Genomic DNA, 23,166 nt, shown 5'->3' with positions numbered 1-23,166 from the left:
TAGAAAATTTCTATTAACACAGTTTTTAATGAGCGAATATGAGAGTTACCACGACGTATCATTTTATGTAAGTGATTCTCATGCTTGCTACTAAGGAGGAAATCAATGTTAACAGATTTAAAGGTTAAAGTTGGTCCACAATTTTATCGTTATCATGTTGGCGCAATTGATTTTGTACCAGAGATATTACAAGAATTCTCAGCAAAAAATGTTTTAGTTGTCCGTGGACAACGCTCTTTTGAAAAAGCTGAACCGTTTCTAAGTTTTTTAAAAAAAACTGAGTATAATTTCCAATTTTTTCAATATACCGGCGAGTGTAGTTATTACGGCGCAGAACAAATCGCCAAAGTTGTTCAGGAAAACCAAATTGATTTTATTATTGGCGTCGGCGGCGGAAAATTAGCCGATTTAGTCGGATATGCTGCTCACATGGTAAATGTGAATTTTGGCGTGATTCCGACACTTGCTAGCAATTGTGCTCCTTGGACACCCCTTGCAGTAATGTATAAGGAAAACGGAGAATCAGAAGGAAAAAGTGAACATTTTTTGCGTCAAGCGGCGTTCTTTATTACTGATCCTGAGTTGGTCGTAGATGCTCCTGTGAACTATTTTGTGGCAGGGCTCGCGGACACTATCGCAAAATGGTATGAATCAGACGCGATTTTACAGCAAGAACATTTAAAAAATGAACCTTTCTTGCAGTTAGCCGGCTATACTTCAGAGCTTTGTAAAACAGCAATTCTGAATGATTCTGCAAAAGCAATTGCAGATATGAAAGCTGGCAAAGCGACAGAAGAGTTCATCCATCTATCTGAAATTGTTTTTGCTGTGGCAGGATTAGTTGGTGGTTTAGGTGATAAATATGCTAGAAATGCTATTGCTCATGCGATGCATGATGGATTGAGCAAATACCTTCCTGCTAGTCATCATTTCTTGCATGGAGAGAAAGTTGCCTATGGTATTTTTTATCAGTTAGCTGTAGAGAAAAAATGGGAACAAATTGCTGCATTAATTCCGTTTTATCGAGAATTAGATTTACCGATGTCGTTAAGTCAGATGAAACTTTTACCAGAAGATGAAACAGTGATTGATCAGATTGTAACTTTTGTGGATTCAAAGGAAAAAGTTCATTTATTACCGATACCGATTACCACAGATTTATTGAAAGAATCAATTTTTGAGTTAGAAAATTATATCAATCAAGAATAAACAACGATTCTTTTGGTTTCTTCAGAAGGATAGTCAAATATTATTAAGCCTGCTTTCTCAAGATGAGAAAAGGTAGATTAATAGGAATTAGGAGGAGCTTATGGATACTTTAAGTGTAATGCAGAGTTTGTTGATTGCTTTGTGGGTCGCTGCGGTAATGTCGCGTTGGTTAGGAGGGGGAGCTACTTTAACCTTACGTTTCTCGCCTCTTATGACAGGTTTAGTCGTAGGGATTATCATGGGAGACGTTGCTCAAGCGATGATCGTAACGGCTGCCTTGCAAATGATTTATATGGGAGTATTTTCACCCGGCGGATCAATGCCAGCTGAACCATCGATTGCTGCGGCAATTGCGGTTCCAGTAGCATTATTAGGAAACTTAAAACCAGAAGCGGCAATCGCTGTTGCCGTGCCGGTTGGATTGCTAGGTAGTTATTTGTACCAATTCCGCTTCTTTATCAATACCTTCTTAGGAAAGTATACAGATAAAGCGGTCGAAGATTTAAATACAAAAGCAATCAAACGCTCGATCATTTTATATCCGACAATTGCTTCATTTATTTTGTTTGTTCCATTAGTATTTATTGCACTTTATTTAGGAGCACCAATTATTGCAGATGTCATCAATGCCCTTGAAGGAACAGTTGTCATCCATATCCTCGAAGTAGTAGGTGGCGGATTGGCTGCTATCGGTATCGCGACTACTGTGTATGTCATCGGTCGAAAAGATTACATGGTCTTTTTCTTCCTAGCGTATTTCATGAGTGTTGTGTTTAAATCCATTGAAATCACGATGGTTACTTACGCAATCTTTGGAATCGTAATCGCATTGATCTTCGTTCAATCACAAAAAGGCAAAGGAGCTGCTCCTGCAGCTGAATCAGCAGGAAAAAGTTCATCGGCCACTTTTGATGATGACGATGATTATGATGACGGATTTTAATAAACTAGGAGGGAAAAAATATGACTGAAGTATCGAATACAACAGCAAATAAAAGCTTAGCACCTGAAGAAATTACTAGTAAAGATGTCACTAAAGCGTATTTAAGATGGCATTTTGCCAACGAAATTCCTCACTCTTTTGAACGTTACTTGGCGCCGTCCTTGCTTTATGCGATGATGCCGATCTTGAAAAAATTATACAAAGACGATGATGCCTTGAAAGCTGCTTATAAGCGGCAACTGCTCTTTTTCAATACTCAATTAAGTTGGGGCGGCGGTGTTATCACAGGATTAATGTCTTCTATGGAGCAACAGCGTGCTCAAGAAGAGTATGAGAAGAAAGAAGTCTTGATGCAAGATGATTTAATGTATAACACAAAAGCTGGATTGATGGGTGCTTTGGCAGGAATCGGTGATGCGATTGATTCTGGGACAGTTCAATATATCTTTATTGCAATTGCAGTTCCCTGGGCACAACAAGGTAGTGCATTAGGCGCTTTGTTCCCATTCGTGTTCTTTGCTATTTATCAGGCAGCACTAGGTGTCTTCTTTGCCAGACAATCTTTTACTATGGGTCGAAACGCAACAGGATTGATGCAAAGTACAGGTGTTCAAACAGCGATCGAAGCATTGTCTGTATTGGGATTGTTTATGATGGGGATTTTAGCCGGAAATTATGTAAAAGTTGAATCGACATTGAAATTTGTGATCTCTGGTCGGAAGTTTGTTATTCAAGAAATCCTTGATCAGATTGTACCTGGACTTTTGCCATTGGTAGTTGTTATGGGCGTTTATTGGTTCTATACGAAAAAAGGATTAAAAGTAACACAAGCATTGCTCTGGCTAACATTAATCTTAATTATTTTAGCTGGAATCGGAATCTTATAATTTGAAAAGGAAGTGTTTGAAATGGGCGTAATTAATTTAGCTAGGGTGGATGAACGATTGATCCACGGACAAGTAATGATGACTTTATCACAAAAAAGTGGAGTAAATTCAATCTTTGTCGTGGATGAAGTTGTAGCAAAAGATAAATTCATGCGAGATCTATATAAAAATGCCGGTAGCCGGACTGGACAAAAAACAATTGTAATCACACCGGAAAAAGCCAAATTTTATTGGGATGAATTCAATTTTAAAGAGTACAACTGTATTTTGATCGCGAAAACAGTCGGCGTTATTTACGACCTAGTAAAACACGGTGTACCGATGAAGGAATTGAATATCGGCGGAATCGCTCAAAAAGATCCAGAGAAAGATCTACTAGTTACAAAATCTGTTTATTTGAATAAAGCAGACGCAGAGAAATTAAAAGATATGAATGAAAACTATGGTGTTGAAGATATTTATTTCCAAGCAACTCCTTCTGCACCAAAATCAAGCTTAAAAGATGTTTTAAAACAATTTGGGTTATAAAATCTAACGACAGGAGGGTGAATAGATGGAGCAAACAGAGGTGTTTAAAGACTGGCTGTTTCGTTATCAATATGTTTATCGATTGCGACGAACAGAAAAAAGTAAAAAAAGATTTCTCGCAGCTCTAGTGACAGACATTGCCAAAATGCGGGAAGATGTGCATGTGATTGAATACGATCGTCAAAAAAAATATGCGTCGCGCAATGTTTATGTAGGGGACATTAAACAAGCAGATCAAGTGATTTGCACCTTCTATGATACCCCTCCTGAAAGTGTAGGCTCTTATCAGCTGTTTAATCGTAAAGATCAAGCCAAAAAAACGACGGTATTTATTTTGGCGACTACGCTGCTCATGATTTTCTTAGGCGTAATTGGAACATTGATCTATATGCGGATTTCACCAGATTCGTTTCAATTTAACTCTATTCGTACCTTGGGAATCATGGCGATCTATGCAGGTTATTTTGCCTTATTAGGAAAAATAACTAAAGGATTATCCAATAGAAAAACGTTAGTTCGAAATACCTCATCACTATTAGCAATGTTAAAAATGATTGCAGAAAATAAAACAAAAACGGTGGCTTATGCTTTTTTAGATGAAGGAAGTTATGGCAGTAAAGGCTTAGACGAGTTGCAAAAACAAGTCAAAAGAAATAGTAAGATCTATTACTTAGATAGTGTCGGTGCCTCAGCGCCATTGCATTTATTAGGAGAAATGCCTAAGAATAAAATAGTGGATGAAACGATTGAGTACCAGGCCGTTGATCAAACGATAAATTATCTTTTTAGTGCACGGAAAGATCAAGAAACAGCTGTGTTTTATCTAAATCCTGCTGATTTAAAGAAAAAACAATTAAATATGGAAAACATCACTGCTGTAACAAATTTGTTTCAGTAAGAAAAGTGAGGAGGATATTATGTTAGGAATCGTAATCGCTACACATGGGAAATTAAGTGATGGCTTAAAAGACGCTGCAGAAGTGATTGTAGGAACAACCAATAATATCGCTACAGTCAATTTGAACCCCGGCGATGATGTCCAGGAATTGGGGAAACAAATTGAGTCAGCTATTAAAGAGGTCGATGATGATGCAGGAGTGATCGTGTTAACAGATTTAGTAAGTGCTAGCCCGTATAATCAATCTGTTTTGATTACGAACGGTTTAGAACCAGAACTTCAAGCAAAAGTCTATGTAATCGGCGGTGTGAATCTGCCGATGTTGTTAGAAACAATCAATCATCAAATTTTAAGTACGCCAGTTGAAGAAATCGCGTCAGCTGTACTTGCTCAAGGAGCAAATAGTTTAGATGTTTGGCATGTTTCAGAAATTGATGAAGTAGATGATGAAGATGATTTTTAGAAAGTCAGGAGGACGGAATCAATGAAGTGGGGCTTTAGATGGTATGGAGAAAAAGGAGATTCTATTTCCTTAAACAACATCCGCCAAATTCCAGGAATTAATGGAGTCGTAGGAACATTACTAAACAAGCTTCCTGGAGATGTTTGGGAAGTATCAGAAATTCGTGAATTAAAAGAATCGATTGAAAAAGAACAGTTGGCACTATTAGGAATTGAAAGTGTTGCGATCCACGATGCGATCAAAGCGGGAACCGCTGAACGAGATCACTATATCGATAACTATATTCAAACGATTAGAAATTTGTCTGAATGTGGTGTTCATTTGATCTGTTATAGTTTCAAACCGATTTTTGGTTGGGCAAAAACAACACTGAATTATGAAAATGAAGATGGTAGCCTAGCGTTATTATACGATCAAGCTGTAGTGGATAATATGGAACCAGGCGACATGTATAAATTAATCAGCAGCCAGTCTAAAGGGTTTCAGCTTTCTGGTTGGGAAGAAGAACGCTTAAATAAATTCAATTCTTTAGTCGAAATGTATGATGGCGTAACCGAAGAAGATTTATTTGATAATTTGAAATATTTCCTTGAAAGAATTATTCCTGTTTGTGAAGAAACCGATGTAAAAATGGGGATTCATCCGGATGATCCACCTTGGGAAATCTTTGGATTCCCAAGAATCACGAAAAATTTAGAGGATCTAAAACGAATCGTCAGCATGGTTGATTCACCGTATAATGGCATCACGTTATGTACTGGTGCATTAGGGGCAGACCCTAACAACGATATGGTGAAAATTATTCATGAAGTAGGAGATCGAATTAATTTCGTTCATTTCCGCAATGTAGAATTTTTAGGCTATCGCAAATTTAAAGAAACGGCTCATTTATCAACAGAAGGTTCTCTTGATATGTATGCGATTATGGAAGCCCTGGTGGAAGTTGGTTTTGATGGTGTAATCCGTCCTGATCATGGCCGGACGCTTTGGGGTGAAGTTGCAAGACCTGGTTACGGTTTATACGACCGTGCGATGGGCATCACTTATATGCAAGGATTGCACGAAGCCATCACTAAAAGCAAAAAAAAGTGACTGTCTAGAAAGCGAGAGAAAAAAATGTCAGTAAATATGAATCATCCAGTCTATGAACAGTTAGAAAAAACAAAATTATTGCCGCTTTATACAGCGACAGATTTAAGCTATTTAGCGAAAGTAGAGGAACTTTTGTTAGAGAACAATGTTCCGTTGATCGAAGTGACTTTTCGTAGTAAATTAGCAGTCGAAGCCATAAAACAGTTATCAAAATCCGGCAAAATCATGGTTGGTGCAGGAACAGTTCGAACACTAGCAGAGGCCAAAAATGCTGTTGAAAATGGTGCTCAGTTCGTTGTTTCTCCAGCTGTTGTTCCTGAAGTGATCGAGTATTGTCTAGCACAAGATATTCCTGTCTTCCCTGGGACAGCGACACCGAGAGATATCCAATCGGCAGCAGCATATGGAATCAAAGTGGTAAAATTTTTCCCAGCAGATATTTATGGCGGCCTAAAGGCGATCAATGCGTTGAGCGGCCCGTTTTATGACATAAGATTTCTACCAACAGGTGGGATTAATGAAAACAACTTCGTAGAGTATCTTGAAAATCCACATGTTCTAGGTGTAGGAGGATCATTCATCTTATCTGAAGAAATAGTCAAAGAAGATAATGGTGAAAGAATGAGTCAAATTTTACAGTCATTAGTTGAGAAGATTAAATAAGCAAAAAAAGCATCCGGAGAAATTTTTCTCCGGATGCTTTTTTATAGTTGTTTATTGTAGAGGGGCCCATTTCCAATTTTCTACTTCTGGAAGATCGGTTCCTTCTGAACGAATGAACGCATGATGTTTTTGTAACGTTTGATCCATAGTTTGAGAGAAGTCAGCTGCTTTTGCACCATAGACTGCATTAGCACCATCTTGAGCTAAATGGAAGCGATCCATTTCACTGAAGACACGCATATCAAATGGAGTCGTAATATCGCCATTTTCACGATAGCCATGGATAAGGATGTTATGATTGTGACGATTGAAGAAAATATCACGGACCATTCCTTCGTAACCATGGAATGCAAAGACGATTGGTTTGTCTTTAGTGAAGATTTCATCAAATTGATCATCACTTAATCCACGAGGATCAATTTCTGGATGGCGTAATCTCAATAGATCAACGACATTGACAAAACGGATTTTTAATTCTGGGAACTGTTTATTTAAGATAGAAACAGCAGCTAATGCTTCCAAGTTGGGTTCTGTCCCAGCAGCAGCAATAACTAAATCAGGTTCTGCACCATTATCAGTACTTGCCCAATCAATGACTTTCAATCCTTCTTCTACAAGTTCTTCTGCTTCGGCAGCTGAATAAAATTGTGGACGAGGATGTTTACTTGAAACGATCAAGTTGATTACTTGTTTGTCTTGCATCGCTTTATCCATAACAGCCATCAAACTATTTGCATCAGCTGGTAAGTATTCACGAATAAACTCAGGTTTTTTCTCAGCTAAGTGAGTTAATACACCTGGATCTTGGTGAGTATAGCCATTGTGATCTTGTTGGAAGACGGTTGATGTTGCGATGACATTCAAAGCAGGATATTCTTTACGCCATGCATGGGCACTTGCTTTACGCATCCATTTGAAATGTTGAGTTAGCATAGAGTCTACCACACGTAAGAATGATTCATAACTTGCGAAGAAACCGTGACGACCAGTTAAGACATAGCCTTCTAAGAAACCTTCTGCTTGGTGTTCAGACAATTGGCCATCAATCACTCGACCAGCTGAAGATTGCCATTCATCTGTACTATTTTTAGGTTCTAACCATTGACGGTTTGTTACGTCAAAAATTTTATTCAAACGATTTGATTTTGTTTCATCTGGTCCAAAGATTCGGAAATTTGTTGGGTTTTTTGAAATCATATCACGAGCTTGTTGACCAAAGATAATCATATCTTGCGCCGTCACTGAACCAGGAGTTGTTGTATCGATTGCATATTGTTTCCAATCAGGCATATCCATTGGTTTTGGATCAATCCCACCATTAGTGATTGGATTGCTAGACATCCGTTTAGGACCTTTAGGAGATAATTCTTTTAATGAGTCAACAATTTTACCATTTTCATCAAATAATTCTTCAGGACGGTAAGATTTCAACCATTCAACTAATTTGTCTGCGTGTTCCATATCTTCTGAACCAACAGGGATTGGGACTTGATGGGCACGGAAAGTTCCTTCAAGTTGATCACCAGCCCATGTTTTAGGTCCAGTCCAACCTTTAGGTGTTCTAAAAATGATAACTGGCCATGCTGGCATGTTGGCTTCTTCAGCTTTGCCTTTGCGCGCTTTGCTTTGGATTGCTTTGATTTCTTCAATTACTTCATCTAAAACTTTCGCCATAAGTGGATGCACTTTTTCTGGATCTGTTCCAACAACAAAGTAAGGCTTCCAACCCATTCCTTCAAAGTATTTTTTCAAATCTTCATCGCTTTTACGTGATAAGATTGTTGGATTAGAGATTTTGCCGCCATTTAAGTAAAGAATCGGCAAAACAGCACCATCGTTGACAGGATTGATAAAAGTATTTGAGAACCAACCAGTGGCAAGTGGTCCAGTTTCAGCTTCGCCATCACCAACAACAGTTGCAGCAATCACATCAGGATTGTCTAAGACAGCACCTGTCGCATGTGAAAGGGCATAACCAAGTTCGCCGCCTTCATGGATAGAACCAGGTGTTTCTGGTGCCGCATGAGAAGCGATTCCACCAGGGAAAGAGAAGATTTTGCACAGTTTTTTAAGTCCGGCTTCATCTTCTGTGATTTCTGGATACGTTTCAGTATAACTACCGTCAATATAAGAATTTGAGACCATCACTTGGCCGCCGTGTCCAGGTCCTTCAATATAAAACATGTTCAAATCATATTTGTTGATCACACGATTTAAGTGAGCGTAAACAAAGTTTTGTCCAGCGATTGTGCCCCAGTGACCGATTGGATGAGTTTTTACATCTTCTTTTTTTAGTGGTTGCTTTAATAATGGATTGTCTTTCAAATACATTTGAGCGACAGAGATATAGTTGGCAGCACGCCACCAAGCATCGACTTTATTTAAGTAGTCTTGGGAATCTAGGTTATTTGACATGTAGAAAATCTCCTTTTTAAGTAAATATTACTTTAATGTTTTCACACACAATATACAGGGATTTCTAACGTTTGTAAACCCTTTTTTGGTATTTAATACATCAATTAACGCCCAAAGTACAATAAAATAACTTGATGAATAGTATAAATCTGTTGTAATAGAAAAAATATGAGAATTTAATAACAAAAATAAATTGTGATAAATTTAACTTATTTTTTGCAGAGAGGATCAAAGACAGCCATTGATGAAAAAGGATACAGTGAGAAAAGAGATTAATTAGTTCCGTTTAGAAATTTCATTAGGAATTCATGATTTGTTCTTATACTTATTCAAATAGTAAATGTAACCTAATTTTTCCCCTGTGAGAATAGAAGACCCTAAAAAAGCTGACGCTTAAGCGTCAGCTTTTTGTTTTAGAAGGTTAGCTAAATGTCCAAGCATTTGCAAGTTGAGGCATAAGCCGATCAAGTGAATACAACTGCTTGTAATGCTCTTTGTCAGAACGATCATTCGGATCATAAATGATGAGTTGCTCGTTTTGGACACTTTTTTTAATGACCATGATATGTCCGACATCCGTAAATTCACCCGGAGTGACTGAGACAACGATGGGGAGATTTTGGTTTAAGTGCTGTTGAATCTTCACTTGGTTTTTCCCAAGTTCTTGTAAATGAAATCCATACTTTTGCGCAAAAGCTGGAAAGATCGACCAAGCAGTTCCTTGTCCAGTTTCGTAATAACGGTTGCCGCTCCATTGTAAAATCTCGGTTGGATAAACTGTTCGATGTTCTCGATAAGACAGAATCATAGCTAACGAAGTAATCGCACACCCATTTGTAGCTAGATCATTTTGATCAGAGCCGCTGCCGTATGCTTCTTGTGCCCAACGAGGATCGGTTTGTATAATCAAAGGAAAGTCTTGCCCATGTTCTTGTAGGTATTGATTAGCAGTTGCAGAAAAGTCTTGTTGACTATTGACTACACGATCAAAGTGGAAAATTTGGGTAGAGAGGATTCCTAGACTGATGACCACTAAAAAAATTCCTAGTAAAATTGAAAAGGGACGTATTCGTCGCATAAAAGCACCTCCACTTATTCATTAAAACGAAAAAAGTGTGAGGTGTCATCGGTCAAAAGTTGTAAATCATTCGAATGCTTCCAATTCTAAACTAAGCTCTTCCCAACTTGCTAACAATTCTTCTTGTTGGGCTTTTTTAGTATCCAAATCGTTTGTCAATTCTAATAATTGAACATGATCATTCAAAACATCAGGTTGACTCATTTGCAGTTCTAATTCAGAAATTTCTTGATCTAAAGTAGTAAGAGTTTCTTCAATTGTTTCGATCTTTCGTCGCAAACTGCGGATTAGTTTCTGTTGTTCTTTGTTTTGGTGAAATTTCTTTTTGGGTGCTTCAATAGGCGCCGTTTCTTTTGCGCGCAATTCGGCAAGCTCTTCTTCTTCTTTTTTCTTTTCTAAATAATAGTCATAATCACCAAGATATAGCTTACTGCCTTCAGGAGAAAGTTCAATCACTTTGTTGGCGATACGATTGATAAAATAGCGGTCATGAGAAACGAACAATAAGGTTCCTTGGTAATCGATTAAGGCATTTTCTAAGACTTCTTTGTTATCGATATCCAAGTGGTTTGTTGGTTCGTCAAGAATCAAAAAGTTTTCTTTGTTCATAGAAAGTTTTGCTAGAGCGACGCGCGCTTTTTCACCACCACTGAGTAAAGGAATCGTTTTTTCAACATCTTCACCGCTGAATAAAAAGCCGCCTAACACGTTTCGAATATCTTTTTCTGGAGTAGTCGGATGTTCGTCCCATAGTTCGGCTAAAATCGTTTTATTTCCATGTAAATCCGCTTGTCCTTGATCATAGTAACCGATTGTAACATTGGTTCCAATATGTGCTTCACCTTTGATAAAGGGAAGCTGGCCAATGATGGATTTCAATAAAGTAGATTTTCCAATCCCATTTGGTCCGACAAGAGCGATTGCATCTTCTTTACGAATATCTAGGTCGATGGGTTCAGATAATGTTTTTTCATAACCAATCGCCGCGTCTTCGAGTTGTAAGACGACATTGCCGGAAGCTTTATCGATAGCAAACATAAATTTTGCCGATTTTTCTTTTCCATCCGGCCGATCCAAGCGATCCATTTTTTCCAATGTTTTCCGCCGGCTCTGTGCCCGTTTGGTAGTTGACGCACGCACTAGATTTCGAGCGACAAAATCTTCAAGTTTTTCAATCTGGTCTTGTTGTTTCTCGTAGGCTTTCCAGTCACTAGCAAGTTGTGCGGCTTTTAAATCTAGGTAACGAGAATAATTGCCAGTATAATGGCGAATTTTATGACGTGAAATCTCATAGATTTCATTGACGACCCGATCTAAAAAGTAACGGTCATGGGAAACAATCAGCAGCGCTCCAGAGTACCCTTGTAAGTAATCTTCAAGCCAAGCTAAGGTCTCGATGTCTAAATGATTGGTCGGTTCATCTAGAATCAAAATGTCAGGTCTGACAAGTAGCATACGAGCAAGAGCTAAACGTGTTTTTTGACCGCCAGATAAGGTGCTGATTTCTTTGTCATAAAAATCTTCATCAAATTTGAATCCATGAAGCACACTGCGAATCTCGTTTTCATAACCATAACCGTTTTGTTCATTGAAATCATGTTGAAGTTGATCGTATTCTTTTAACAAAGCAGCATAGCGGCTATCGTTTTCCGATGTTTCGCCAAGTTTCACTTCGACTTCTCGCATGCGCGTTTCCATCTGACGAACATGCTCAAAAGCTTTCAGCATTTCATTCCAAACGGTTTCATTGGAATCTAGTCCCGTATCTTGAGCTAGATAGCCTAAAGTTGCTTGTTTATTTTTTATCACTTGTCCGGCATCCGGAGCTTCGATAGCAGCGATAATTTTTAATAGCGTAGATTTTCCAGCACCATTTCGTCCAACTAGACCGATACATGCTTTGCTGTTGACTTCAAGGTGAATATTTTCAAATAAAGTGTCGGCTCCAAAATAGCGAGCGATTTGATTTGCTTGTAATAAAATCATTGGATATCTTCCTTAAATTTATTTTTCCGAATGGATTCAGTCTACCATATTTTTACAGACCTTGCGATTGGAAGCGGTCATTTCAATTAATCGTGATTTTTTCACAAAATTCGAGCAAGTACGTTGCAATTACATGAACATTCTTGCTATTATAGTTCAGTAGTAAACATTTATGATTTTTTTTAATGAAGGAGAGTTATTGTGAAAGAAAGTTCAATTCCAAAAGCGACTGTTAAACGATTACCGTTATACTATCGGTATTTACGTATATTAAATAATGCAGGAAAGACTAAAGTGTCTTCAACGGAACTAAGTGAAGCAATCCAAGTCGACAGTGCTACGATTCGCCGTGATTTTTCTTATTTTGGTGAGTTGGGCAAACGCGGCTATGGCTACGATGTCGAAGATTTGATGTATTTCTTTGGGAAAATCTTAAACGACGATCAATTGACGAATGTAGCGTTGGTTGGTGTGGGGAATTTAGGTAGTGCGTTATTAAAATTCAAATTCCATCAAAGCAATAGTATTCGTGTAAGTTGTGCTTTTGATATTAAAGAAGATATCGTCGGACGTATCGTAGATGGTATCCCAGTTTATCCATTAGAGAGCATGGTTGAACAGATTAAGTTACAACAAATCGAAATTGCGATTTTGACACTGCCTGCTGAACAAGGCCAACAAGTAGTTGATCAATTGGCAGAAGCAGGGATTAAAGGAATTCTAAACTTTACTGCCGCTCGTCTAACGGCCCCAGACAACATTATTATCCAAAGTGTTGACTTGACCAATGAATTGCAAACATTGATTTATTTCTTGCACCATAATACGGATAATAAATAAAAGACTGAGCATCTGCTCAGTCTTTTATTTATATGCAGCTAGAGTTCGCTAAATAATGATTGGTAATCAGTCGTTTGGAAATCTTTTGGCAGTTGCTGCAGTAATTCTTCCAATGAGCGAAAGTCAATGAAACGAGCTTGACGTGCAACTTCTTTTCCATTGTGATAGACCAAAACAGCAGGGACGGTCATAACAGAAAAAAGACCGGTCAATTCTGGTTCTTGTATAATATCTAAATGATGAAAAGTAATTCCATTTGTTTCAGCAATCTTGCGGACTTTCGGTTCATCGACATGACAAATACTACATGTTTCAGAAGAAATGAATACAATATTGTTCATGTCCTGAGTAATCGCTTGTTTAACATGTGCTAGGCTAGTCATAAGGGATGTTCCTTTCTTGTTGACTGATACTATCTGTAAGATAATCAGAAAAGATCAATCTGTCAATTTTATTGTTTGAAATAAAAGGTTGTCCGATTGAACAAAAAGCGTTATACTCTCTAATGTGTTGCGGGTGTAGTTTAGTGGTAAAACAGAAGCTTCCCAAGCTTCCGTCGCGAGTTCGATTCTCGTCACCCGCTTTAAAAAAGTGCCGATTCCTTGATGTTAAAAGGACGCGGCACTTTTTTTATTTGTTGATTTTAGACATTGTTGAGTAATTTGATTTCTGGTTCATTTGGATGTTGATCAGCAATCTCATCAATAAAAACTGAGAGATCATGTTTAAAAATATAGTGACTAAATTGTTCGCTTAATACGCTACTAACATTTCGATAAGCAAAGGTAGGTGTATTAGGTAACGCATAGTGGTAGAGACCGTTTTTTTCATAGATTGGATGGTCAACAGTCGTAAAACGGTTTCCTTCAATGGCATTTCCTGCATCTGCAGCGATATCAATAATAAATGCTCCTTTTTTTAATTGTGCTTGTTCTTCGATGGATAAGATTGGATCACCAAAATCACCGACTCTGATGCCATTGATGATAATAGAGTATTTGGATAATTGTCGTTTAAAATTTGGTAATGTTTTTCTGTAAAAAAGTTGGACAGATGAAGAAAGTTTCGATACTGCGTGAAAAGCACCTTGAGCAGTATTTCCGGAACCTAAAATAGCAATCTCGTGCTCACTAGTTGGCAAAAGCCCAAAATTAAGCAGCGCATGCAGTGTTCCAGCATAGCCGGCGTAGAAACTGTTTTGATAAACAAAGTTCTTAGGAATAATTTTTGAAGGATAGGATTTTCCTTGATAAAACATAGTCGGTTTTTGATTATCAATGTCAAGAATGTACAGATTTTTAGGGATTGCTTGAGTTTTCATAAATTCTTTGCCAGACCCCAGTGGATGAGTCCAGCCAATGATGATCTGATTTGGACGAATCAAATCATAATCACATGGTTGGATGATTTTTAGAGAGAAGATGCCATCACATAAGGCAAAGATCTCTGAGCGGTTTAAGATAGTACAACCGGCTTTTTGATATTCTTCATCAAGAATGCCTAAAGAATCACCAAAGCCGCTTTCAACATAAATTGAATTAGCGAATTGCTTGATGTGTTCAGGCAATAAAGGAAGTCGGCGCTCGTGAGGAAAATCTGTCTTTAAAAAACCTAATTTCATAATAACATCTCCATTCTAGTTTCTATTATTTTTATACAAATAGTTATTTTTAAAGTATCTTTTATCAATACTTTTACATTATTTATTCTATCATAGATCCTTAAATAGTTTCTAAAAATAAGCATAATTATCTGGAAAAATGATTAAAATGAAAAAAAGATAAGGCACTAACTAAAATTTTTAGTGAGCATACTGATTTTTTTGATTCCTCGTGGAGACTTTTCTGCTGATGTGCCTTGCTATTCGCTAGATAATTGATTATTCTAAAGAAGATGTGGGAAGAAGTTTCCACTTAGGGTAATATATCCTGATAAAATCAACGTTTGTGGCTGAGCGTTGATTTTTTTTAAACCGATTATGCATAAAAGAATATTTTAAAAGCAAGTCAGTGGTACGAGGAAGAAGTGCTGCTTACACCGATTATTTAAGAGGTTTCTCACTAGTTGAGAGTATCCTTGTTGGAAGAGGAATCAATTGCTATTATTTTGCTAGGGACAGACAATAAAATCAGCGGCAAAAATCATTGCCTAAGAGAGAGAATTAGTTGCTATTAAAATTATTTGAATTTATTGCTGGAAGGTTTGGTATACTGATTAAAGAACCGACGTTCTATTTATAGTGTAGGAGTATCTAAGAAAAAAGGAGTTGAGTCTTTGTCAGATTATCAGATGCAAAAGACGATGGGAAAGTTTTTTCGCAGTAAAGGAACAAATATCACTGGACTCGTTCGAATCTTAGGGAGTTGGTATGATTACAAAGTGATCAATGGGTCACCTGAGCTAGGAGATATGTTGGAAGTTATCGATTTTACTAGCCGGGAATTATTAGTGGTTATCAACAATAATCTAGAAGAAAGTGATGTGAATTATATTGTTAATAGTTAATATTATTCTATTAGTAGTCGCAGTCATCGTAGTCTTTTTTATCATCAGTCAGTTGGTCGTGATCGTTCAACAAGGAGAAGTAAAAGTGGTTGAAAGTTTTGGGAAATATGTGAAAACATTAGATCCAGGCTTGCACTTTTTGATTCCAATTTTATATGTGGTCCGCCGGCGTGTTTCTTTGAAGCAGACCCCGATTCAAATTGAACCACAAAGTGTAATCACACGAGATAATGTCATCGTAGAAATTGATGAAGCCATCAAATATCATGTGACAGATGCTCGAGCATTTGTCTATGATAATGAAGATTCTGTCACGTCAATGATCCAAGATTGTCAATCTAATTTACGTGGAATCATTGGTAAGATGGAATTAAATGAAGTGTTGAATGGGACAGAAGAGATCAATTTGAATCTTTATGAAAGTGTCAAAGATATTACTTCTGGTTACGGATTGTCGATTGATCGAATCAATATCGGAGAAATCTCAGTTTCAGATGAAATCGTCAATTCAATGAATAAATTAATTACCGCTAGTCGAGACAAAGAATCCTTGATTACGATTTCTGAAGGGAAGAAACAATCTGTGATTTTGGAGTCTGAAGCAAAATCATCTGAGATGCAGATCGATGCAGAAGCGCGAGCAAGACAAACAAAGATTGATGCGGATGCTCGTGCTGAACGGACTAAAATCGATGCTGCTGCCGAAGCTGATCGAATCGCTATGATCACAGAAGCAGAGACGGCTCGGATCAAAGAAATCAACAAAGCGATTGCTGAAAGTCATTTAACCGATGAGATGATTGCCTACTTAGGTATCGAAGCATTCAAACATGTTGTTGAAAACAACGGAAACACAGTTATTATGCCCAGCAATCTGACAGAGCTTGGCAATGTACCAGCAATCAAAGAGCTTTGGCAACAAACAAAATAACAAAACCTGTTCTGATTGGCAGCAATAACTTCTCAGACTGAACGGTTTGTTACGGTATTAGGACTGAAAGATTTAAAGTTAATTAGGAGTTGAAAAAACATCGCGAAGAAACAAAGTCCGAAGATTATTTCTGCGCTAGTTGTTATAGTAGCAGGAATTTATGGAATCTATTCGCAAATAGCCCCTGAATCTTCAAACAATGTAGTAAAAGAAGTCAGCGTCAGTCAATTATCAGAGATTCCCGCTTATACTGGCAAGCAGCAAACGATTGAAATCAATCACAATCAACCCGACTTTTCTGAGGAGGATCTCTCATTAAATAAGGGAACTTGGACGCGTTTTTCTGATTTAGATAAATTAAACCGAGTAGGAACTGCTGAAGGAATGCTGGGAAAAGAGCTGATGCCTCATCAGGAAAGAGAACGGCTATACGTGAAACCGACTGGTTGGCATCAAAAATTTTATCAAGATGAGCCGTTATATAATCGTGCACATTTGATTGCCTATCAATTTTCTGGTGAAAACAATAATCTGAAAAATTTAATGACTGGAACAGCATCGATGAATGACCCTGGTATGAATGTTCATGAGATCGAAATCGGAAATGATATTCGGAAAACGGGCCATCATGTTCGCTATCGAGTGACGCCTTATTTCAAGGGAGAAGAATTAGTTGCTCGAGGAGTTCAAATGGAAGCGCAAAGTATTGAAGATGAGCAGATTTCTTTTAATCTATTTATTTACAATGTGCAAAAAGGGATTCAAATTGATTATAAGACGGGGTATTCACAAAAAGAATAACATTGAACTGCCTAATTTTTCGGTTAGGCAGTTTTTTTATGATAAGAAGAGCTGCTTGTTAAACGAGTTCATAAATAGCAAGATTGTAGTGAAATAAAAGATATTTGAACGATAAATTGGGCAATAAAAAAACCGAGGATCTCCTCGGTTTTTTTAAAGTCATTAATTCAATGAACTACTGTTTTCCATAACTTCATCGATCAAGCCATAAGCTTTTGCTTCTTCAGCAGACATGAAGTTGTCACGATCGGTATCGCGTTCGATCACATCGATCGGTTGACCTGTGCGTTCCGATAAAATGTTGTTTAATCGTTCACGTGTTTTTAGGATATGACGAGCAGCAATTTCGATTTCAGTTGCTTGCCCTTGAGCACCGCCAAGCGGTTGATGAATCATAATCTCAGCGTTTGGCAAGGCAAAACGTTTGCCCTTAGCGCCAGCTGTTAACAAGAAACTACCCATAGATGCTGCCATACCAAGTACGATAGTTTGTACATCTGCTTTAACAAAGTTCATTGTATCGAAAATTGCCAAGCCAGCTGATACGCTGCCTCCTGGAGAATTGATATACAAATAAATATCTTTTTCAGAATCTTGGGCATCCAAGAAAAGTAATTGGGCGATGATGGTGTTTGCCATATCGTCGTTTACTTCGCCGCTCAACATAATGATGCGGTCTTTTAATAAACGAGAGTAAATGTCGTAAGCACGTTCGCCACGAGATGATTGTTCAATGACTGTAGGAACTAAATTCATAGTGAATCCTCCTTAAAATATTGTTTGTAGATTAGTTTAGCACAAACAAGGTTGGATTGCTAAAACTAAAAAAAGTATACAACGTTGGTCAGTTTTGGTCAAATATAAGGCTTTGATTTTTTTACGTGAGTCAAACTATCAAAGAAACAAGGAAATATGGTACTATTAATAACGATAAGAATAAGACAATCGACCTATTTTCGATAGAATCGAGTACGACTATCAAAAAAAGATTAATTGGTTCGAAGTAGTTTTTTGCAAAAATAATTTTATCATTATACAGTAGGAGGAACAAACGTGGAAATTGCACTTATTGGATTAATCGGCGTATTAATTGGAGCGGGACTGACAGGGATTGCGGTCTTTGCAGTTTTTAAACATCTCGATTCACGACACTATCGAGCAAGAGAATTAGAACATCAGGTGAGAGAGATTGAAACGATTAATTTATTAAATAAAAAAATAAACGAGATTTTATCTAAACGTAATATTTTAATGCAAGACTATGTTGCGTTTAATTCATTCGATGATTGTTATATTACAATCGATGATTTTATTTATTTGAATTCATTCACCGCTCAAAATAGTTTTTATTTACCTAATTATTTGATTGAAGAATTTTTTAAAAACATTTCTCATCGAAAGGTTATTTTGTCTCCTGAAGAGACCGTTAAAATCGGCGGTTTCACTTATAAAGGCGGCCGTATTGTAATGGAGACTTTTTCCGAACAGCTTTTGGAAATCTTGAATGAGAAACGACAACAGTTGTCACGTTCAACTGAACGTCCTTTGCGCTATTTCAAAATCCAATAGGACTGTTGACTAGAAAAACAAAACAGATTATTTAATTAATCTATAATTTTGGACGAGGTGATAGAGATGACAGTAATTATTGCTCATCGCGGGAGCGCGGGAACTCACCCGGAAAATACATTGCCGGCGTTCATGGAAGCCGTGCGCTCGGGAGCAGACGGGATTGAGTTAGATGTTCACATGACAGCTGATCAGCAACTCGTCGTAATCCATGATGAAAGTGTAGATCGCACAACAGATGGTAAAGGTCTGATTCGAGAGTTGACATTGGCAGAAATCAAAGAATTAGATGCTGGTAGTTGGTTCGATAAAAAATATCAAGCAACAAAGATTTCGACTTTGCAGGAAGTTTTGAATCTGTTGTTACAGATGCGTTTCAGAGGTTTTTTATGTATTGAACTTAAAACCAATAAATTCCATTATCCAGGAATCGAGAAAAAAATTTCAGAGATTATGACTAGCAAAAAATGGCCGTTTACTTATTGGTATGTCAGTTTCAACCTTGATTCCTTACGAATCATGCACGAGTTTGAACCAGATATCCAATATGATCTGCTGCAAAAAAATGATTTGAAAAAATATCAATGTGTTTTAGAGACAGATTTTATTGAAGGGTTGCATCCAAACTATGATTGGGTAAAACAACATCCTGAGATTGTTAAGGCTTATCCAAAAGCACTGCGACCTTGGACCCCTAATTTATATGAAACGATGATGACTTGTTTTGAAAATGATTTTGCCGGAATAATTACTGATTTCCCTGAAAAAGCACTACGTATGAGAAGCAGGTACAACCAATGAAAGTAATTGCTATCGTAGGTCCGACAGCTGTTGGTAAAACAAGTTTAAGCATTGATTTAGCAAAGCGCTTCGATGGAGAAATTATCAGCGGTGATTCCATGCAAGTTTACCGTGGGCTGGATATTGGTACTGCCAAAGTAACTAGTGAAGAAATGGCAGGAATCCCTCATCACTTGATCGATGTGCGTGATGCGGATCAAAGTTACTCAGCAGCAGATTTTCAAAAAGCTGCTAGGCAGACCATCCAAGCAATCACTCAGCGGGGAAAGTTGCCGATTATCGTTGGAGGAACAGGATTATATATCCAATCTTTATTGTGGGATTACAAGCTTGGTAGTGAAGGAGAGCCGGAAGATGATTCTTTGCGAAAAAAATATGAGGCGTTTGCAGAAAAAAATGGTAATCAAGCACTGTGGGAAAAATTACGCGCAGTAGATGCTCTAGCAGCTGAGAAGATTCATTACAACAATCGAAAAAAAATGATTCGAGCCTTGGAAGTTTTTCAATTGACTGGTCACTCGATCTTAGAGCCAAAAGAACAGCCTAAAAAGCTCTATGATAGCTTTTTGATTGGTTTAAATACCGAGCGCACCATTTTGTATCAGCGAATTAACCATCGTGTTGATCTGATGGTTGAGCAAGGTTTATTAGCAGAAGCGAAAAAATTGGCAAAGACGCCTGATGTCCAAGCCGCACAAGGAATTGGTTATAAAGAACTATTTCCTTATTTTTCAGGAGATACTTCGTTGGAAGAGGCTGTTGAAGAGGTAAAGTTACATTCCCGACGTTATGCAAAGCGTCAATTAACTTGGTTTCGTAATCGAATGTCCGTCCATTGGTATGATTTGGTAAAACAGCCAGAAATGATTTCAACCATCGAAGCAGATATTGCCCGGTGGCTAGAAGATCAAGACTAGCTAGATGCCATATCAATTTTTTGAACCATTTGATAATAAAATTTAGGGGGAAAACAGATTGTCAGAAAGAGTCATTTTAGTCGGCGTCGAGACAGACGAAAGCAAATATAATTACTTAGAATCGATGCATGAGTTGGCCGGACTAACCAAGACGGCTCATGGCGAAATCGTTTTTTCATTAACTCAAAAGCGTCCCAGAGTAGATCGACAAACGATTATTGGGAAAGGGAAAGTAGAAGAGTTGGCACAGCTTGTAGATGCTCATGAAGCCGAACTAGTGATCTTTAATCACGCATTGACTCCTCGGCAAAGTCAAACGATCGAAGCACAAGTTGGTGTCCCGGTGATTGATCGAATTCAATTGATCTTAGATATTTTTGCCCAACGTGCTCGTTCCAAAGAAGGAAAATTACAAGTGGAACTGGCACAGTTGGATTATTTATTGCCGCGTTTAGCTGGTCAGGGACAAAGTCTCTCTCGTCTAGGCGGAGGAATTGGGACGCGCGGACCTGGGGAGACCAAATTGGAGACAGATCGCCGGCATATCCGTCGTCGAATCTCGGCAATCAAAAAAGAAATCAAAGAAGTTGAAGCGCACCGTGAACGGAGCAGACAAAAAAGGCAACAATCAAGTGTTTTTCAAATGGGATTGATTGGGTATACGAATGCGGGGAAATCAACAATCTTAAATCTATTGACCAATGCTGATACCTATTCTGAAGATCAGTTATTTGCCACGTTGGATCCATTAACAAAACGTTGGCGGTTACCACAAGGCATGGAGACGACCATTACTGATACAGTAGGCTTCATCCAAGATTTGCCAACACAATTAGTAGATGCCTTTCAATCAACACTAGAAGAAAGTCGTGGGATGGATCTTTTATTGCATATCGTTGATGCTAGTGCGGAAGATCGTCAACAACAGGAAAAAACTGTAATTGATTTATTGAAAGAACTTGAGATGGATGATATTCCGATGCTAACAATCTACAATAAAGCCGATCGAATCGATGGATTTTCTTTTACACCAACGTTGTTTCCCAATGTCTTGATTTCTGCGAAAACCAATAAAGGCAAAGAACTTCTAGCTGAAGCGATCAAACAAGAAGTGATGAATCTATTAGAGCCTTACTTAGTAACGTTAAATGCTGATGAAGGGCAAGCGTTAAGTGAAATGAAGCGAGAGACGCTTGTGTTAAATGAGACTTTTGATGAAGAGAAGGAGCAGTATATCGTTCGAGGATTCGCTAAGAAAAAATCGCTTTGGATTAGGAGAATGGAAGATGAACTGGACAACTGAGCTGGCGCCTGAACTGGTTGAGAAAATAGATAAAATTGATCAAAGGATTGCTGAACGATTACAAGAAGTGCGAGAAATTGCGTTATCAAACCAAGCCAAAGTTTTAACGGCTTTTCGTGAAAATCATGTCTCTGAAAGTCATTTTCTAGCTTCGACAGGTTACGGGAATGATGACCAAGGGCGGGATGTTTTAGAAGCTGTTTATGCCCAAACTTTTGGTACAGAAGCAGCGTTAGTACGTCCGCAGATTGTTTCGGGCACACATGCCATCGCTACCTCACTTTTTGGAGTCTTGCGTCCAGGAGAGAATCTGCTTTACATTACAGGAACACCATATGACACGTTGCTAGAAGTAATTGGCGTTCAAGGTAATGGAATTGGCTCGTTTAAGGAATACAACATTGGTTATGATGAAGTTGGTCTTTTACAAGATGGCAGTGTTGATTTTGACGGCATCCGGAAAAAAATCACAGAAAAAACGAAAGTCGTAGCGATCCAACGTTCTCGTGGTTATGCAGCACGACCTTCATTTACAATTGAAAAAATCAAAGAAATGTGTGAGTTTGTAAAAACTATCGCACCTGATGTCGTTATTTTTGTTGATAATTGTTACGGAGAGTTTGTGGAGTTATTGGAACCGACACAAGTCGGTGCAGACATAATGGCTGGTTCTTTGATTAAAAACCCAGGCGGCGGAATTGCTAAAACTGGCGGTTACATCGTGGGGAAACAAGTGTTGATCGAACGCTGCGCCTATCGTTTAACAACACCAGGAGTCGGAGCAGAAGGCGGAGCGATGTTAGGAAATGTTTTTGATATGCTCCAGGGATTTTTCTTAGCACCACATGTCGTCAGCCAAGCGGTTCAAGGAGCGATTTTTTCTGCTGCACTATTAGCAGAACATCAATTGGATTCGACCCCTAAATGGAATCAGCCGCGGACAGATTTGATTCAATTGATTGACTTTCAAGATCGAGAAAAAATGATTCAGTTTTGTCAGGCGATTCAAAAATATTCCCCAATTGATGCCTATGTCGCACCGATACCTTCTTATATGGCAGGATATGAAGATGATATTATTATGGCGGCGGGAACATTTATCCAAGGTGCAAGTATCGAATTGAGTGCAGATGGCCCATTGAGAGAACCATATTCATTGTACCTTCAAGGTGGATTGACTTTTGAACATGTAAAGGTTGCTGTGACAAATGCAGTGAATGAAGTTTATTATTAAGTATAAAAATCTCGGAATCTTTTGATTCTGAGATTTTTTTGCGTTGTTCAACAACAGATTTCGTTAAAAAAATAGTGGATTTACATGCTTTTTAGCAAAAAAC

The 23,166-nt window shown here is 38.0% G+C and carries 23 protein-coding genes and 1 tRNA gene; 18 read left to right on the top strand and 6 right to left on the bottom strand.

The window, feature by feature from the left end; all coding sequences use genetic code 11:
• Positions 1-105: 105 nt before the first annotated feature.
• The 8 genes from P7D84_RS09205 (at position 106) to P7D84_RS09170 (ending at position 6,683) form a co-directional block, all read left to right on the top strand.
• Positions 106-1,209: an iron-containing alcohol dehydrogenase family protein gene (locus tag P7D84_RS09205; RefSeq protein ID WP_311806180.1), complete on the top strand. Its 1,104-nt coding sequence runs from the start codon at positions 106-108 to the stop codon at positions 1,207-1,209.
• Between the two features lie 100 nt (positions 1,210-1,309).
• Positions 1,310-2,152: a PTS mannose/fructose/sorbose/N-acetylgalactosamine transporter subunit IIC gene (locus tag P7D84_RS09200; RefSeq protein ID WP_311806178.1), complete on the top strand. Its 843-nt coding sequence runs from the start codon at positions 1,310-1,312 to the stop codon at positions 2,150-2,152.
• 20 nt (positions 2,153-2,172) lie between these two features.
• Complete coding sequence (locus P7D84_RS09195) at positions 2,173-3,039, top strand: PTS system mannose/fructose/sorbose family transporter subunit IID (protein WP_311806176.1); 867 nt, start codon at positions 2,173-2,175, stop codon at positions 3,037-3,039.
• A 21-nt stretch (positions 3,040-3,060) separates the two neighbouring features.
• Entirely contained in the window at positions 3,061-3,567 is a 507-nt protein-coding gene (locus P7D84_RS09190; RefSeq protein WP_311806174.1) for a PTS sugar transporter subunit IIB, read from the top strand.
• Positions 3,568-3,592: 25 nt separating this feature from the next.
• Complete coding sequence (locus P7D84_RS09185; RefSeq protein WP_311806172.1) at positions 3,593-4,465, top strand: hypothetical protein; 873 nt, start codon at positions 3,593-3,595, stop codon at positions 4,463-4,465.
• A gap of 19 nt (positions 4,466-4,484) precedes the next feature.
• Positions 4,485-4,928: a PTS sugar transporter subunit IIA gene (locus tag P7D84_RS09180; RefSeq protein ID WP_311806170.1), complete on the top strand. Its 444-nt coding sequence runs from the start codon at positions 4,485-4,487 to the stop codon at positions 4,926-4,928.
• A 21-nt stretch (positions 4,929-4,949) separates the two neighbouring features.
• The gene (uxuA, locus tag P7D84_RS09175) at positions 4,950-6,020 is read left to right on the top strand and encodes a mannonate dehydratase (RefSeq protein WP_311806168.1); all 1,071 of its coding nucleotides are present in this window, start codon (positions 4,950-4,952) and stop codon (positions 6,018-6,020) included.
• Positions 6,021-6,044: 24 nt separating this feature from the next.
• Positions 6,045-6,683 (top strand): bifunctional 4-hydroxy-2-oxoglutarate aldolase/2-dehydro-3-deoxy-phosphogluconate aldolase, encoded by a 639-nt coding sequence (locus tag P7D84_RS09170; protein ID WP_311806166.1) that lies wholly within the window; start codon positions 6,045-6,047, stop codon positions 6,681-6,683.
• A 51-nt stretch (positions 6,684-6,734) separates the two neighbouring features.
• Here the strand turns inward: P7D84_RS09170 and P7D84_RS09165 are convergent, their stop codons facing one another.
• The 3 genes from P7D84_RS09165 to P7D84_RS09155 form a co-directional block, all read right to left on the bottom strand.
• Positions 6,735-9,098 carry a phosphoketolase family protein gene (locus P7D84_RS09165; protein WP_311806164.1) on the bottom strand — a complete coding sequence of 788 codons (2,364 nt, stop codon included), beginning with the start codon at positions 9,096-9,098 and terminating at the stop codon, positions 6,735-6,737.
• A gap of 421 nt (positions 9,099-9,519) precedes the next feature.
• Entirely contained in the window at positions 9,520-10,176 is a 657-nt protein-coding gene (locus P7D84_RS09160) for a C39 family peptidase (protein ID WP_137603544.1), read from the bottom strand.
• 66 nt (positions 10,177-10,242) lie between these two features.
• Positions 10,243-12,162: an ABC-F family ATP-binding cassette domain-containing protein gene (locus P7D84_RS09155; protein WP_311806162.1), complete on the bottom strand. Its 1,920-nt coding sequence runs from the start codon at positions 12,160-12,162 to the stop codon at positions 10,243-10,245.
• 201 nt (positions 12,163-12,363) lie between these two features.
• On the opposite strand from P7D84_RS09155, the gene P7D84_RS09150 reads away from it, so the two are divergent.
• Positions 12,364-13,002 (top strand): redox-sensing transcriptional repressor Rex, encoded by a 639-nt coding sequence (locus P7D84_RS09150; RefSeq protein WP_137603542.1) that lies wholly within the window; start codon positions 12,364-12,366, stop codon positions 13,000-13,002.
• A gap of 38 nt (positions 13,003-13,040) precedes the next feature.
• On the opposite strand, the gene P7D84_RS09145 is transcribed toward P7D84_RS09150, so the two are convergent.
• A complete protein-coding gene (locus tag P7D84_RS09145; RefSeq protein ID WP_137603541.1) occupies positions 13,041-13,385 on the bottom strand; it encodes a thioredoxin family protein in 345 nt (114 codons plus the stop codon).
• A 129-nt stretch (positions 13,386-13,514) separates the two neighbouring features.
• Here P7D84_RS09145 and P7D84_RS09140 point away from each other — a divergent pair.
• Positions 13,515-13,585 (top strand) — tRNA-Gly (locus tag P7D84_RS09140).
• A gap of 60 nt (positions 13,586-13,645) precedes the next feature.
• On the opposite strand, the gene P7D84_RS09135 is transcribed toward P7D84_RS09140, so the two are convergent.
• Positions 13,646-14,623 carry a Rossmann-fold NAD(P)-binding domain-containing protein gene (locus P7D84_RS09135; RefSeq protein WP_311806160.1) on the bottom strand — a complete coding sequence of 326 codons (978 nt, stop codon included), beginning with the start codon at positions 14,621-14,623 and terminating at the stop codon, positions 13,646-13,648.
• 653 nt (positions 14,624-15,276) lie between these two features.
• Between P7D84_RS09135 and P7D84_RS09130 the strand changes: the two genes are divergently transcribed.
• The 3 genes from P7D84_RS09130 (at position 15,277) to P7D84_RS09120 (ending at position 17,239) form a co-directional block, all read left to right on the top strand.
• Positions 15,277-15,507 (top strand): hypothetical protein, encoded by a 231-nt coding sequence (locus P7D84_RS09130; protein WP_246022690.1) that lies wholly within the window; start codon positions 15,277-15,279, stop codon positions 15,505-15,507.
• The gene (locus tag P7D84_RS09125) at positions 15,494-16,438 is read left to right on the top strand and encodes an SPFH domain-containing protein (RefSeq protein ID WP_137603539.1); all 945 of its coding nucleotides are present in this window, start codon (positions 15,494-15,496) and stop codon (positions 16,436-16,438) included. Before P7D84_RS09130 ends, P7D84_RS09125 begins: the two co-directional genes overlap by 14 nt.
• 99 nt (positions 16,439-16,537) lie before the next feature.
• A complete protein-coding gene (locus P7D84_RS09120) occupies positions 16,538-17,239 on the top strand; it encodes a DNA/RNA non-specific endonuclease (protein WP_376716922.1) in 702 nt (233 codons plus the stop codon).
• Between the two features lie 162 nt (positions 17,240-17,401).
• Here P7D84_RS09120 and clpP read toward each other — a convergent pair whose 3' ends face one another.
• Entirely contained in the window at positions 17,402-17,995 is a 594-nt protein-coding gene (gene clpP / locus P7D84_RS09115) for an ATP-dependent Clp endopeptidase proteolytic subunit ClpP (protein WP_137603537.1), read from the bottom strand.
• Positions 17,996-18,292: 297 nt separating this feature from the next.
• Here clpP and P7D84_RS09110 point away from each other — a divergent pair, with 297 nt between their 5' ends.
• From P7D84_RS09110 to P7D84_RS09090, 5 genes are all read left to right on the top strand, one after another.
• Positions 18,293-18,808 (top strand): hypothetical protein, encoded by a 516-nt coding sequence (locus P7D84_RS09110; protein WP_311806158.1) that lies wholly within the window; start codon positions 18,293-18,295, stop codon positions 18,806-18,808.
• 66 nt (positions 18,809-18,874) lie between these two features.
• Positions 18,875-19,609, top strand: coding sequence for a glycerophosphodiester phosphodiesterase (locus P7D84_RS09105; protein WP_311806156.1), 735 nt, complete (start codon positions 18,875-18,877; stop codon positions 19,607-19,609).
• Positions 19,606-20,526 (top strand): tRNA (adenosine(37)-N6)-dimethylallyltransferase MiaA, encoded by a 921-nt coding sequence (miaA, locus tag P7D84_RS09100; protein ID WP_311806154.1) that lies wholly within the window; start codon positions 19,606-19,608, stop codon positions 20,524-20,526. The genes P7D84_RS09105 and miaA overlap by 4 nt, the downstream gene beginning before the upstream one ends.
• 58 nt (positions 20,527-20,584) lie before the next feature.
• On the top strand, positions 20,585-21,829 hold the full coding sequence (hflX, locus tag P7D84_RS09095) for a GTPase HflX (RefSeq protein ID WP_137603533.1): 1,245 nt from the start codon (positions 20,585-20,587) through the stop codon (positions 21,827-21,829).
• Complete coding sequence (locus tag P7D84_RS09090; RefSeq protein WP_311806152.1) at positions 21,813-23,063, top strand: methionine gamma-lyase family protein; 1,251 nt, start codon at positions 21,813-21,815, stop codon at positions 23,061-23,063. The genes hflX and P7D84_RS09090 overlap by 17 nt, the downstream gene beginning before the upstream one ends.
• Positions 23,064-23,166: the final 103 nt, after the last annotated feature.

It is taken from the genome of Enterococcus dongliensis (assembly GCF_031927985.1).
Classification (GTDB): domain Bacteria; phylum Bacillota; class Bacilli; order Lactobacillales; family Enterococcaceae; genus Enterococcus_A; species Enterococcus_A dongliensis.
The sequence above is the reverse complement of the archived record's forward strand: the minus strand, read 5'-3'. Positions and strand labels throughout refer to the sequence as shown.